At 35.9% G+C, this 13,412-nt stretch carries 15 protein-coding genes; 8 read left to right on the forward strand and 7 right to left on the reverse strand.

Annotation, left to right across the window (positions count from 1 at the left end; all coding sequences use genetic code 11):
• Window positions 1–29: 29 nt before the first annotated feature.
• Window positions 30–995, reverse strand: a complete 966-nt coding sequence (gene bioB / locus F1592_RS06440; protein ID WP_149809382.1) for a biotin synthase BioB — start codon at window positions 993–995, stop codon at window positions 30–32.
• 235 nt (window positions 996–1,230) lie between these two features.
• On the reverse strand, window positions 1,231–2,424 hold the full coding sequence (locus tag F1592_RS06445) for an NADH-dependent flavin oxidoreductase (protein ID WP_053016203.1): 1,194 nt from the start codon (window positions 2,422–2,424) through the stop codon (window positions 1,231–1,233).
• A 238-nt stretch (window positions 2,425–2,662) separates the two neighbouring features.
• Here F1592_RS06445 and F1592_RS06450 point away from each other — a divergent pair, with 238 nt between their 5' ends.
• The 8 genes from F1592_RS06450 to F1592_RS06485 all read left to right on the forward strand — a co-directional run bounded on the left by F1592_RS06450 (window position 2,663) and on the right by F1592_RS06485 (window position 7,728).
• Window positions 2,663–3,664, forward strand: coding sequence for an LLM class flavin-dependent oxidoreductase (locus F1592_RS06450; RefSeq protein ID WP_149809381.1), 1,002 nt, complete (start codon window positions 2,663–2,665; stop codon window positions 3,662–3,664).
• Window positions 3,665–3,685: 21 nt separating this feature from the next.
• Window positions 3,686–4,027 (forward strand): glycine cleavage system H family protein, encoded by a 342-nt coding sequence (locus F1592_RS06455; protein ID WP_011274595.1) that lies wholly within the window; start codon window positions 3,686–3,688, stop codon window positions 4,025–4,027.
• Entirely contained in the window at window positions 4,028–4,825 is a 798-nt protein-coding gene (locus F1592_RS06460) for a protein-ADP-ribose hydrolase (RefSeq protein ID WP_053016202.1), read from the forward strand.
• Entirely contained in the window at window positions 4,809–5,723 is a 915-nt protein-coding gene (locus tag F1592_RS06465) for an SIR2 family NAD-dependent protein deacylase (RefSeq protein ID WP_053016201.1), read from the forward strand. The genes F1592_RS06460 and F1592_RS06465 overlap by 17 nt, the downstream gene beginning before the upstream one ends.
• A gap of 11 nt (window positions 5,724–5,734) precedes the next feature.
• On the forward strand, window positions 5,735–6,757 hold the full coding sequence (lplA, locus tag F1592_RS06470) for a lipoate--protein ligase (protein ID WP_053016200.1): 1,023 nt from the start codon (window positions 5,735–5,737) through the stop codon (window positions 6,755–6,757).
• 191 nt (window positions 6,758–6,948) lie between these two features.
• A complete protein-coding gene (locus F1592_RS06475; RefSeq protein ID WP_011274591.1) occupies window positions 6,949–7,290 on the forward strand; it encodes a hypothetical protein in 342 nt (113 codons plus the stop codon).
• Window positions 7,291–7,301: 11 nt separating this feature from the next.
• Window positions 7,302–7,490 (forward strand): helix-turn-helix transcriptional regulator, encoded by a 189-nt coding sequence (locus tag F1592_RS06480; protein ID WP_016930575.1) that lies wholly within the window; start codon window positions 7,302–7,304, stop codon window positions 7,488–7,490.
• 22 nt (window positions 7,491–7,512) lie between these two features.
• Window positions 7,513–7,728 carry a hypothetical protein gene (locus F1592_RS06485; RefSeq protein WP_011274589.1) on the forward strand — a complete coding sequence of 72 codons (216 nt, stop codon included), beginning with the start codon at window positions 7,513–7,515 and terminating at the stop codon, window positions 7,726–7,728.
• A 268-nt stretch (window positions 7,729–7,996) separates the two neighbouring features.
• On the opposite strand, the gene arcC is transcribed toward F1592_RS06485, so the two are convergent.
• From arcC to F1592_RS06510, 5 genes are all read right to left on the reverse strand, one after another.
• The gene (gene arcC, locus F1592_RS06490; RefSeq protein ID WP_016930574.1) at window positions 7,997–8,926 is read right to left on the reverse strand and encodes a carbamate kinase; all 930 of its coding nucleotides are present in this window, start codon (window positions 8,924–8,926) and stop codon (window positions 7,997–7,999) included.
• Window positions 8,927–8,944: 18 nt separating this feature from the next.
• Window positions 8,945–9,943, reverse strand: a complete 999-nt coding sequence (argF, locus tag F1592_RS06495) for an ornithine carbamoyltransferase (RefSeq protein ID WP_011274587.1) — start codon at window positions 9,941–9,943, stop codon at window positions 8,945–8,947.
• Window positions 9,944–10,248: 305 nt separating this feature from the next.
• The gene (locus F1592_RS06500; protein ID WP_037558241.1) at window positions 10,249–11,280 is read right to left on the reverse strand and encodes a PTS sugar transporter subunit IIC; all 1,032 of its coding nucleotides are present in this window, start codon (window positions 11,278–11,280) and stop codon (window positions 10,249–10,251) included.
• Between the two features lie 694 nt (window positions 11,281–11,974).
• Window positions 11,975–12,379: an NINE protein gene (locus F1592_RS06505; RefSeq protein WP_149809380.1), complete on the reverse strand. Its 405-nt coding sequence runs from the start codon at window positions 12,377–12,379 to the stop codon at window positions 11,975–11,977.
• Window positions 12,380–12,531: 152 nt separating this feature from the next.
• Window positions 12,532–13,389 carry a CPBP family intramembrane glutamic endopeptidase gene (locus F1592_RS06510; RefSeq protein WP_033079796.1) on the reverse strand — a complete coding sequence of 286 codons (858 nt, stop codon included), beginning with the start codon at window positions 13,387–13,389 and terminating at the stop codon, window positions 12,532–12,534.
• Window positions 13,390–13,412: the final 23 nt, after the last annotated feature.

Genomic DNA, 13,412 nt, shown 5'->3' on the forward strand with positions numbered 1-13,412 from the left:
ATCATATCAAATATCAAAGTCTTCCTAAATTACCCATCAATCTCAAATCCTAAATCTTCAATCATTTGATAGTCGAGTTCGTTTGGTTGTCCGCCTATAATCAAATAATCACCTACAAAGATGGAATTGGCTGCTTTTAATGCGATGGCTTGTAATGAACGTAAATGGACTTCACGCCCACCTGCAATACGAATTTCTTTAGATGGATTAATCAATCGAAACATCGCTATAATTCTTAAACATTTCATCGGAGACAATAAATCGAGTCCCCCGAATTTTGTCCCTTTAATTGGATGTAAGAAATTAATTGGAATACTATCAGCATCAATTTCTCTCAACGCAAATGCCATATCGATAATATCCTCGTTCGTTTCACCCATGCCACAAATAACTCCAGAACATGGCGAGATATGATTCGCTTTCATAATTTCCACCGTACGCACACGATCTTCATATGTATGTGTCGTAACGACTTCACTATGATATCTTTCGCTTGTATTTAAATTATGGTTATAGCGATCCACACCCGCTTCTTTTAACTTCTCCGCTTGTGCCTCATTCGTTAAACCTAAGCATGCGCAAATTTTAAGTTGTGGATGCAACGCTTTAATATCATGGACCGTCTCACAGATATGATCAACCTCTCTATTTGTAGGCCCACGTCCACTCATGACAATACAATATGTGCCAATATGATTCTCCGTCGCTACCTGTGCACCAGCTTTGATTTTGTCAGGTTCAACTAACGCATAGCGTTGTTTTTCTTTCATTTTGACCGATTGACCGCAATAGCCACAGTCTTCTGAACAAATTCCACTTTTCGCATTTAATATCATATTGAGTTTCACTTTTTTCCCGAAAAAGTGTTTCCGAATGATATATGCTTCATTTAATAATTCAAATGTATCAATCGTTTCATCTTCAAATAATGCTAACGCCTCATCCTTACTTAATACGTCTTGATTTAAGATACGTTCTGCTAAATTTAATCTCATGTTGTTAAACCCCTTACTTTAAAAAATCCCGTGAAAATTCTAAATGTAAACTTTATATATAAATAAGTTTACATTAACAACGTGAAAAATTAAATATTTAGCTGAAAATCAACCAAAACAAAAAGCTGGAATGTATTAAAACATCCCAACCTGTATCAACATATTCTACGTTTTAGTCATCATTGCAGGGCAAGGCTACGAAATCTTTTAACACATTCGATTTCTGCCCTGCGCCCTATTCTTCATCATAATTCTTCTCTAATTTACGCAATTCGTCGCGTGTTTTCTTCTGCAGACCTTCACCGTAATCCATCATTTGAACGATGTCTTTAAACGCCGCATGTGGAATGGCCAGCTCATCTAACTCATCGGGATGTACATGTAAATCAATGTCATCTTCACGTCCTTCTGCCAATTTATGAACGAAATCAGGTTCTGTAACAAATGGTGATGACATGCCGACCATATCAGCGTTATTTAAAGCATCTAGTGCCGTTTCAGGTGTATTAATACCACCACTCGCAATCAACGGTATACGACCATTTAAATGTTCATATACGACTTGATTGACGCGACGTCCATAATTGTCGCCTGGTGTACGCGTCTTATTCTGATAAATATTGCGTCCCCAACTTGCGATAGCCAAATAATGAATATTTGCGACTTCCATGACCCAATCTAAATGCTGATTAAATTCATCAACGGTATAGCCTAAATCACTACCTCTTGTTTCCTCTGGTGTCGCTCTGTAACCGAATATGAAATCACTAGGCGCCTCTTCATCGATGACTTTTTGTACTGCCTGCATGACTTCTAAGCCAAAGCGCGCTCTTTTTTCTAATGAATCTACGCCATATTGATCATGTCGTTGATTGGAAAACGTAGAGAAGAAAGTTTGAATGAGTAAACGTTGTGCAACGGAGATTTCAACGCCATCAAATCCTGCTTGAATTGCTCGAGATGTCGCATCGGCATATTGTTGAATGACGTCATGAATTTTCTCCACCGACATTTCTAAAACGTCATGTTTAATTGGAGAGTGTAACGTCATTGGACTTGGGCCATACACTTCTCCATAATTCATAATTGCAGTATTTGAGAATCTTCCAGCATGTGCAAGTTGAATTATCGCTTTATGGCCATCTTGTTTCATCGCTTGAGCAACTTTTTTTAAACCGGGAATGCAGGCATCATCAGAAATATTAAATCCATATTCAAACAACTGACCATATGGTTCAATATATGCTGCGCCAGTCACTTGCAATCCTGCTGAATTAGCGCGACGTTTCGCATAACGTATATCTTCCTCTGTAATATGCCCTTCTTTAGTAGAAGAATTCGTCGTCATGGGCGAAAGGACAAATCGATTAGCTAATGTAATGCCATTAGGTAATGTAATAGGTTCTAGCAATGGTGCGAATTTCGACATTTATGACATCCTCTTTCGTTCATTTTGTATTATTTTCAAAGTATCATGCTTTATGACAATACTCAATCGACTTGTTTGTGAACTGTTTGGACACCCCTTTTCAGGAAAAGAAGAAAAGCACTAGAACATTTGTGTGACGTATAAACTAAATTCCTACAAAATTTCACTAAACACGTTAAAATGGTGGTGGGTATTATAATTAAGGGACTAAACAATTAACTTTGGAGATGAGCACCAAGTGGATTTCAATATATTAGATTATGCCATGATTGATGAAGGCAAGGATGCGACACAAGCGTTACAAGACACCACAAGACTTGCGAAACTCGCTGATGACTTAGGCTACAAGCGTTTCTGGTTAACAGAACATCATGATGTTCCAGCGTTTGCGAGTGGTAGTCCTGAACTCTTAATGATGCATTTGTTAGGGGAAACGAAGCGCATTAAGTTAGGGTCTGGTGGCGTCATGTTGCCTCACTATAGCCCGTTTAAAGTGGCCGAAAATTTTAAAATGCTAGAGGCAATCCATCCTGGTCGGGTTGACTTGGGTATCGGCAATAATCCAGGTACAGCGGTGGTTAAACGTGCAATGGATGAGGATAAGCGTGACTACCTTGATTATGCACAAAGCATCGAGGATATTCGTCAGTATTTGACACAATCACCAGAGGAACAACGTGTAGGACAAATCATTAGTCAACCTCACCTATCACGTCATCCAGAAATGTGGCTCTTAAGTGCGAGTCAACGCTCAGCTAAATTAGCTGCTACACAAGGCATGGGGTACACCTTAGGAACATTCTTATTACCTAGCCAAGATAAGATTGTTTCAGCTAAAGCGTCAGTAGAAACGTATCGTGAACAATTTCAACAAACTGCGTTAAACATGTCACCCACAGTCATGTTAACAACGTTTGCGATTGTAACGGACACTGAAGAAGAAGCGCAAGACTTACTACACGCTCTTGACGTATGGTTATTAGGGAAACGTCAATTTGCCGAGTTCGACCGCTTCCCATCTATCGAAACAGCAAGACAATACAACTTAAGTGACCGAGATAAACGTGTCATAACTCAGCACCGTGCACGTATCTTAGCTGGCACAATCGAGCAAGTGAAACCCCGCTTGGACGCAATGATCCAAGAATTCAAGGCGGATGAAGTCTTAGTCGTACCGCTATTACCAGGCATCGACCAACGATGTCGTACAATTGAACGCATCGCACAAGCGTATTTATAAATAAAGAAAGGATGATATGAAATGGCTAAATTAGCTAATTATTTATATGTCGAAAAGGTAGGAAACCAATATATTTATCGTATGACACCTGAATTACAAGATGACGTAGGTACTGTAGGCTATGTAGAATTTATGGGACCAGACGACGTTAACGTCAATGATGAAATTGTAAGTATCGAAGCATCGAAAACTGTATTAGATGTGCAATCTCCACTTGCTGGTAAAATCGTCGAACGTAATACGAAAGCTGAAGATGAACCAGCAATTTTAAATTCTGAAAAACCAGAAGAAAATTGGTTAGTTAAATTAGAAAATGTAGATGAAGCAGCATACGACGCATTACCAGATCCAGATGAGGACTAAATGCCAGTGAACCAACAAGAACGCTTAGCTTATCTTATTGAAACGATGTGGAAGGAACAATATGGTGACAAACCTTTAGACTTCCCTCACACTGACACAGAACAATGGGAACTTTATCGAGGTTTAGCCAATGTGCGCCCTCCAAAGCCTGTCAGTTCTGAGTACTTAGATATTCAAGATGCCTATTTATCTACATTAAACAACCAACAAGACATTACACATATTGATGATTTAACGCCTGTTTCAGATGAACCATTATATTTATGGCAAGGTGACATTACAACACTTGAAATTGACGGTATCGTCAACGCAGCGAATAGCCGATTCTTAGGATGTATGCAAGCGAATCACGACTGCATAGATAACATCATTCATACCAAGGCTGGTGTACAGTTACGTCTAGATTGCGCTCATATAATTGAGCAACAAGGACGTAAAGAAGGTGTTGGTAAAGCAAAGATTACCTCTGCTTATAATTTACCAGCCAAATATGTCATTCATACGGTTGGCCCGCAAATTCGTAAACAACCTGTATCTCAGATGAATAAAGATTTGCTTGCACGTTGTTATCGTAGCTGTCTAGCGCTTGCCGATGAAAAGGAGTTAAGACACTTAGCATTCTGTTGTATTTCAACAGGTGTCTTTGGATTCCCACAAGATGAGGCAAGTCGTATAGCGATTGAAACGACACGTCAATATTTACATGAAACTGGCTCAGAGTTGAAAGTACTCTTTAACGTATTTACAGATAGAGATTTAGAACTATATAAGGAGGCTTTCAATGACAACAACAGATAACCCAACGCATAACGAGAATTGGATAGTCCTTGATAAGGCGCAACAACAAGACGCCACTCAAACGGATATCTTGGCACAAGCCATTGATGAAGCTGATGCCATCGTTGTCGGCATAGGCGCTGGTATGTCTGCTTCAGACGGTTTCACTTATATTGGTGAACGTTTTACGCAGAACTTTCCCGACTTTATCGAGAAATATAATTTCTTCGATATGTTGCAAGCGAGTTTGCATCCGTTTGATAGTTGGCAGGAATATTGGGCATTTGAAAGTCGTTTCGTGAAGTTGAACTACTTAGACCAACCTGTCGGCCCTTCATACGTTGCACTTAAAAAGATGATTGAACACAAGGATTATCATATTATTACGACCAATGCAGATAATGCCTTTTTAGTGGCAGATTATGATTTAAATAAAGTATTCCATATTCAAGGAGAATACATTCTTTGGCAATGTAGCCAACACTGTCATGCACAAACCTATCGTGATGATGATGCCATTCGCGAAATGGTAGCCAAGCAAGAAGACATGAAAATCCCATATGAGTTGATTCCACATTGCCCAAAATGTGATGCCCCTATGGAGATTAACAAACGTAAAGCACAAGTCGGCATGGTTGAAGATGCAGATTTCCATGCACAATTAGATCGCTACAATCATTTTCTAGATACTCATAAGAATGGCAAAGTGTTATATCTTGAAATTGGTATTGGTTATACGACACCACAATTTGTGAAACATCCTTTCCAACGTATGACGCGTCACAATCCCAATGCCGTGTTTATGACGTTAAACAAGAAAGCGTATCGTATCCCTAAATCAATCCAAGATAGAACCATTCATCTCACTGAAGATATAGCATCATTAATCATTAACGCACAAAGACAATTAACAACTTAGGAGACGAAAACATGTATTTAATAGAACCTATTCGTAATGGTAAATATATCGATGATGGCGCCGTAAACTTGGCGATGCAAGTATATATTAATAACAATATCTTTCTAGACGAAGATATATTACTTCCATATTATTGCCAACCTAAAGTAGAAATCGGTCGTTTCCAGAATACAGCGGTTGAAATCAATCAAGACTACGTCGATGAGAACAATATTAAAGTGGTTCGCCGTGATACAGGCGGTGGCGCAGTTTACGTGGATGATGGTGCCGTCAACGTATGTTGTATTTTAGAACAGGATACATCCATTTACGGTGACTTCCAACGCTTCTATCGTCCAGCCATTCAAGCGTTGCACAATTTAGGTGCCACTGACGTCATTCAAAGTGGCCGTAATGATCTTGCTTTAAATGACAAGAAAATTTCAGGTGCAGCGATGACATTATTGAATAATCGTATTTATGGTGGTTATTCATTATTATTAGATGTCGATTACGACGCTATGGTTAATGTATTGAAACCAAACCGTAAAAAGATTGAATCTAAAGGCATTAAATCAGTACGTGCCCGCGTCGGTCAAATCCGCGACGCATTAGACCCTAAATATCAAGACATCACCATTCATGAATTCAAAGATCTCATGATTAAGCAAATTATGGGAATAGATGACATTAAAGATGCCAAACGCTATGAATTAACAGACGAAGATTGGGCTGGCATTGATCAATTAGTCGCTGAAAAGTATGATAATTGGGAATGGAACTATGGCCGTTCACCACGATATGAATACAATCGAAATGAGCGCTTTAGTTGTGGCACAATTGATATTTCCCTATCAATTGAACATAACCGTATTGCCGCTTGTCGTATTTATGGCGATTTCTTTGGCCAAGGTAACATTCACGATGTTCAGGAACATTTAATTGGTACGCGTATGGTCAAAGCTGACTTGATTGAACGTTTAAATGACATTGATTTGACGTTCTACTTTGGCAATCTTAGCGTAGAAGAATTTGTGTCATTTATATTGAGTTAATTGCAGAGATAGACGTATTTTAGAATGGATAAGTAAAAGAATTCATTTCAAGCCTATGATTGACTATTTTACAATCATAGGTTTTTTTATATTTATAGAGAATTCTCATAAATGTAAAAAGAATTTGACATTATCTCTCATGATGCTATGCTATAAATGTAAAATACTTTTGACATTTTGAGGTGAAATATATGTTTTATATCTTACTTTTCATTAGCGTACTAATTTTTGGTATCATTTGGACAATTATTACAAATAAGTATCTCCCAAGCGAAACGCTAGATACTAAAAATACTGATAGAACTGGTTACGATGAGAGACAACGCACAATGTTTTTAGAAATATTTTCTAAAACTTTTGTAGGTTTAGTTTATACCTTTTTCATCGGTATGATTTTAAAAATATTCGCTTTATACCAAGGACATCATACGGTTTATCCATTTAATCAATTCCCAGAATTGGCTTATATATTAATAGTAGCTTTACTATTAGTAATGAATTACTTTATAGTGAAAAAGAAATACACGCCATAGGACTGATTAAAATGAAAAACAAAATAAGAGAATACCGGAAACAAATGGGTATGTCTCAAGACACATTAAGTAAAAATGTGAACGTTTCCCGTCAGACAGTTAATGCAATCGAGAACAATAAATACGATCCAACCTTGCAACTTGCATTTAAATTAGCAAAGCAATTCAATACAACTGTGGACGACTTATTTAATCCTTAAAAATTATAAGTAGGTGATAATAATGTTAAAAAGACAAGATGAAATGGAAAAACAACATTTTAGTATAGCTAGTAAATGGACTACAGTTTACTTTTTTATCGTATTAGCGGTTTATAATTTCTATATTAAATTTACTGAGGGAGATTTTAATATAGTCTGGTTGATTTTACTCATCGGTTTAGTTATCTATTGGGGCATTGCAACGTACTTAAAATATAAGACGCGAATCAAAGATTAGCTTGTCAGAAATTTAAATGGTTCATCCATTACTTAAAATACATTTTTACACTTTCTGATATTGAAATGCTTTAACAAGTTTCATAATACATTTAGTAAACACCAGTCCCCTCACTACGCCAACTAGTGAGGGGTTTTTTGATACCCAAACGACCACTAAAAAACCTGAGCTTAGTATGTAAATCACATACATTAAGCCCAGGTTTAACTTATTTATTAAAATGTATTGAGTGTTATTGTATAACCATGTCAAAAGTCAATCACGTTTATTATTTTTTAATTAATGTACCAATCTTACCGTCTAGGGCATCTCCTAAATCTTCAAGAGATGTTATTAATACACTACCTTCTGGATTTTTCTCGATAAATTGTAATGCTGCTTCTACTTTAGGTAACATGCTACCTTTTGCGAATTGACCGTCAGCAATATGTTGATTCATTTCATCCACTGTTACTTCACCTAAAGCTTCTTGATTATCTTTACCGTAATTAATATAAACATAATCTACTGCTGTTAAGATAATTAATTGATCTGATTTTAAGTGTGCTGCTAGTAAAGCACTTGTTTTATCTTTATCGATAACAGCATCGACGCCTTTATAGTTACCTTCTTCTTTGACAACTGGGATACCGCCACCACCAGCTGCAATAACTAATGTACCGTGTTTAATTAATGTTTCAATGCTATCTAGTTCTACAATGTTGATTGGCATTGGAGAAGGTACAACACGACGATAACCTCGTCCAGAGTCTTCTACAAATTTGTAACCTTTTTCTTCCATTGTTTGTTCCGCTTGTTCTTTTGTATAGAATAAGCCAATTGGTTTCGTAGGATTATTGAATGCTTGGTCATCACCAGCTACTTCAACTTGAGTCACTAATGTAACCACTTGTTTATCAATATTTAAAGCATGAAGTTCATTTAATAAGCTTTCTTGTAGTTGATAACCAATGTAAGCTTGACTCATTGCGCCACATTCTGGGAATGGGAACGCTGGTCCTTGACCATTTTCAGCTGCATAATTTAATCCTAAATTAATGCTGCCGACTTGTGGTCCATTACCATGGCTGATTACAACTTCATAACCTTTTTGGATTAAGCTAACTAATGATTTAGCTGTTCCTTTAACTAATTCTAATTGCTCTTCAGGTGATTGTCCTAAAGCGTTACCACCTAAAGCCACTACGATTTTAGACATAGGTAGGTCTCCCTTCAATTATTCTCCTAAAGTTGCAACCATTACAGCTTTAATAGTGTGTGCTCTGTTTTCAGCTTCTTGGAAGACAACAGATTGTTCACTTTCAAAGACTTCGTCAGCAACTTCCATTTCAGTTAAGCCATATTTTTCTTGGATTTCTTTACCAATTTTAGTTTCAGTATCGTGGAATGATGGTAAGCAGTGTTCAAAGATGGCACGTGGGTTACCAGTTTTTTCCATCATTTCTTTAGTTACACGATATGGTTCTAATAATTTGATACGTTTTTCCCAAACTTCGTCAGGTTCACCCATTGATACCCAAACGTCTGTGTAGATAACGTCTGAACCTTTAACACCTTCATCGATGTCATCAGTCACTAAGATTTCGCCACCATTTTTAGCTGCGATTTCTTTACAACGGTTTAATAACTCATCTGTTGGATTTAATTCTTTAGGGCAAACTAAGTGGAAAGTCATTCCCATGATAGCTGCACCTTGCATTAATGCATTTGCTACATTGTTACGTCCATCTCCAACATATGTGAAGTTGATTTCGTGGTAAGGTTTTTTCAATACTTCTTTTGCTGTTAAGAAGTCAGCAAGTACTTGAGTTGGATGATCTTCATCTGTTAAGCCGTTCCACACAGGCACACCTGAATATTTCGCTAATTCTTCAACAGTACGTTGTGAGAAGCCACGGTATTCGATTCCATCATACATACCACCTAATACACGAGCAGTATCTTTCGCAGATTCTTTTTTACCCATTTGGCTTCCAGTTGGTCCAAGATATGTCACGTGAGCGCCTTGATCATATGCTGCAGTTTCAAACGCACAACGTGTACGAGTAGAATCTTTTTCAAAAATTAATGCGATGTTTTTACCTTTAAGTTTTTGCTGTTCTATACCGGCGTATTTCGCGCGTTTTAAATCCTCTGATAGATTTAGTAAAAACTCAACCTCTTTTTGTGAAAAGTCTAATAGTGTTAAAAAACTTCTGTTTCTTAAATTTTGCATCTTGTACAACTCCTTTGTGATATCTTTCACATGTATTGTAAGCGATTGCAAAATATAATACAACACTTTTTAAATAACTTTATAAATTATTTATGTATAATTGACAAAATGTTTACAATAACATGTTTTTTGATATATTTACAATTTTTAGCGCTATAATGAAAGTGAATACCATGATTTTTATGATTTTATTATTACACATAAAATAGCATTATTAAACTTATTTAGTAAATACTTTCTTTTAGGAATTTATATACTAAAAAACCTTCTTTGTAACGACGATACAAAGAAGGTTTATTTTAGTGCTATGCGTCTTTAGCGCCTCGATCAATCATATCTTGTTTAGTAACAATTGGATATTTCTTAAATACAAGTGAACCAATCCAACCTGCAAGTCCACCAACGATAGCCATGACAACGCCATAAATAACGACTGTCATTGGATTGTTAAAACCAAACATTACAAGGAATCCAGCAATTGGTGTTGCTGTACCTGTCGCATCATTGATCATGCCTGATAATGCGATTATTAAACCTGCAGCTGCTCCACCAAAGAAATTCGTTATGTAAATCGGAATTGGGTTAGCTGACACTATATCTGCTTGAGACAAAGGTTCAATACTTACTGAAATCGTTGACTTGCGATCACCTAATTTTAAACGGTGGAATAATGTACCGTTCATAAAAGCTGAACTAAATGCCGCCATAGCACCGATTGCCATAGGTATGCCTGTTAGTCCTAATAAAGCTGTCAATGCCATTGAACTTAATGGCGCTGTACCAACAACTGTAATGATACCGCCGAGAACGATACCCATAAATATTGGATTCGTATCTGTACTACTTTGAATAATGTCACCAATTTTTAAAAGTGTATTATTAACGACTGGCGTTAAACCTGCTGCAATCAATCTTGCAAGTGGCGCAAGTAGAACTACTGAACCAATCAAATCAACACCATCTGGAACGTATTTCTCTGTATACTTCATAACGTAACCGATAAGGTAACCTGCGAAGAAACCAGGTAAGAGATCCATACCACCACAAGCAGCACCAATAACCAGTGCGTAGACTGGAGATACACCAATCGCAAGCGCAGTTAATCCGGCTGCAGCAACACCGCCAAGACCTCCCGCAGCATCCCCTAACTCTTCTAGAAATTTGATTCCGAATACTTCTCCACCAACATACTTGTTGAATGCTTCGACTAAGAATGTCGCAATAGCCGCGTTTGCCAGTGCTCCCATCGCACGCATTCCGTTAGGTGCTTTATAAGTAAATAACGTAAAAATAATAAGAACTAAAATTAAGAATAAAGTACCAATAAGTAAATCCATAAAATTTTCCCATCCCCTAGTAGATAATAAAAAAATGAGAATATAAGTTAACTGTTTTAGACGCCTAAAGTTATCTTTTATCCTCATTTAGTGACTATTTTACTAAAAAAACAAATTATATTCCACGGAATTTATTATTTTTTATGTAAAAAGCAAAATTAATACTATGCAAAAGAATATATACGAATTTCGCATTTAATATTATTATTTGGTAATTGGAATGACTTTTTATTTATTATTAACGTAGCGCTATTTTAAGTAGATTACTTTTGATTTCAATAAAGTTAATATTTTTATTCTTTTTGTTTGCAAAAAGAGTTTTATTTTAATTTGAATGGGTATTTATTAAAAGTAGATACATAATTGATGTATTTGTTTTGGGATAATCATTGCATTAGTAATTTCTTACGTGTTGAATTACATGCTCTTTTCTTTTCAATTTAGATTGAATTACTCACACTTCCTTAAATTATAGAGTACATTTATGAATCACTAATGATCCCATGCCGATAAAATGTATCCTTACTATACATTTTATTAAAACCCAATAATTGTATTTTCCCAAAACGCCAATATGGCCGTTAAAGCACTTATAGTTCTCCCAATGCTATAAGTGCTTTTGCTATGCAAAAAACAAGGGAATGAAACTGAATTCAAGTTAAATTCTGTCTCACTCCCTACTCCATATTATGTCTTAAATATTACCTTGGGCATCTGCAGTTTTTATAAATGCTATAACTCCCTCTATCATTCCAATAATACCAGGAATACCTGTCCAACAAAATAATATATATAATAGTGCTTTACCATATTGTTTTCTATAAAATCTGTGTGCCCCCAAGCTACCTAAGAAAAATGCTAACGCTGCATAAACATATTTATTCACTATAAGTTCGTCTCCTTTAACCAATTGATTTAAAGAAACGCCAAAAAGTTCTGTCATCTCCAATAATGAATGTATGTCTGGAGAACTGACATCCCTTTCCCAATTTGAAATAGAATGTCGAAAAACATTTAGTTTTTCTGCCAACTTCTCTTGAGACATCTTTTTAGACTTCCTTAAGTTTCTAATACGTTCCCCTACGCTCTTAGTTTTCAAATTGATCCGCTCCTTTACGTTGCCATCATATGGTTAAAATCTTGTTTATTCTAGCGAAAATTATGAACAAATACGTTATTTTTGTAGAAATTTAGTGATTTGAAGCAATTTTTTTAATTTGAGACCTTCCGGAATAGAGGGTCAGTCTAAAATTAAAAATTATAAATATGGTTTGATTTCTTGATAGTTTTAATTAAAAATAAAGCAATTAAACTAAAAATCACTATTCCAACAAGTCCTGTTGAACCATAAAGTAATGGATTGAATTGTGATTCTTTTATAGAGAAAGTAGTTACAGTACTTGAAAATTGATTTAAAATTCCGTGCATTATCGCTGGCACAAAGATATTTCCAGATTTGATATATGAATAAAATAGAATAATGCCAAACGGAATACACATTAATATCATCATTATATTTCCTAGAATTGGATGATTAGGATAATTATGCCCCATTAAGATAAGAGGGAGATGCCATAATCCCCATATAAAGCCGCCTAAAATTAATCCTTTTGTTACTCCAATATTAGTCAATTTAGGGTACATGAAAGCTCGCCAACCTAACTCTTCACCTAGATAAGCAATCATACTAAATAGTATACCTATTGATAGATTAAGTATTATTGGAACCAATAAGTTGATAAATAGCGGTACATCTGGTAAGAAAATAAAAATTTCTTTCATTCTATCTTGTTGTTCTGTGCTATTTAGAAATTGATTGGGATTCAACATATAAGAAACTAAGTAAATAATTATCAAAGCCAATAGCATCATCAATGGATGTATAAACCAATATTTAATTTTACCTAATCTAAGTCCGAAGAACTTCCAAAATTTTTTGTCACGATAATAAATAGCCCATACAATGATTGCCGTAATAGCAGGAAACAACATCGTTAAACTCGCAATTATTGAGAAAGCTTGAAGTCCGCCGATTAAATAAACAAGACCTTCAATACTATAGGTTAAAACGAACACTAAAATAATATATGTAAGTAATGAACGACGCATCGTTGATTTGGTACCTCCTTATT

It is taken from the genome of Staphylococcus sp. GDX7P312P (assembly GCF_008385775.1).
In the GTDB taxonomy this organism is placed as follows: domain Bacteria; phylum Bacillota; class Bacilli; order Staphylococcales; family Staphylococcaceae; genus Staphylococcus; species Staphylococcus haemolyticus.

Excerpts from the sequence above, each read along its gene's own strand:
- F1592_RS06480 (WP_016930575.1), top strand. The coding sequence starts at position 7,302 with ATGAAAAACAAAATAAGAGAATACCGGAAACAAATGGGTATGTCTCAA.
- F1592_RS06475 (WP_011274591.1), top strand. The coding sequence starts at position 6,949 with ATGTTTTATATCTTACTTTTCATTAGCGTACTAATTTTTGGTATCATT.
- F1592_RS06510 (WP_033079796.1), bottom strand. The coding sequence starts at position 13,389 with ATGCGTCGTTCATTACTTACATATATTATTTTAGTGTTCGTTTTAACC.
- argF (WP_011274587.1), bottom strand. The coding sequence starts at position 9,943 with ATGCAAAATTTAAGAAACAGAAGTTTTTTAACACTATTAGACTTTTCA.
- F1592_RS06500 (WP_037558241.1), bottom strand. The coding sequence starts at position 11,280 with ATGGATTTACTTATTGGTACTTTATTCTTAATTTTAGTTCTTATTATT.
- bioB (WP_149809382.1), bottom strand. The coding sequence starts at position 995 with ATGAGATTAAATTTAGCAGAACGTATCTTAAATCAAGACGTATTAAGT.
- F1592_RS06460 (WP_053016202.1), top strand. The coding sequence starts at position 4,028 with ATGCCAGTGAACCAACAAGAACGCTTAGCTTATCTTATTGAAACGATG.
- lplA (WP_053016200.1), top strand. The coding sequence starts at position 5,735 with ATGTATTTAATAGAACCTATTCGTAATGGTAAATATATCGATGATGGC.
- F1592_RS06455 (WP_011274595.1), top strand. The coding sequence starts at position 3,686 with ATGGCTAAATTAGCTAATTATTTATATGTCGAAAAGGTAGGAAACCAA.
- F1592_RS06465 (WP_053016201.1), top strand. The coding sequence starts at position 4,809 with ATGACAACAACAGATAACCCAACGCATAACGAGAATTGGATAGTCCTT.
- arcC (WP_016930574.1), bottom strand. The coding sequence starts at position 8,926 with ATGTCTAAAATCGTAGTGGCTTTAGGTGGTAACGCTTTAGGACAATCA.
- F1592_RS06485 (WP_011274589.1), top strand. The coding sequence starts at position 7,513 with ATGTTAAAAAGACAAGATGAAATGGAAAAACAACATTTTAGTATAGCT.
- F1592_RS06445 (WP_053016203.1), bottom strand. The coding sequence starts at position 2,424 with ATGTCGAAATTCGCACCATTGCTAGAACCTATTACATTACCTAATGGC.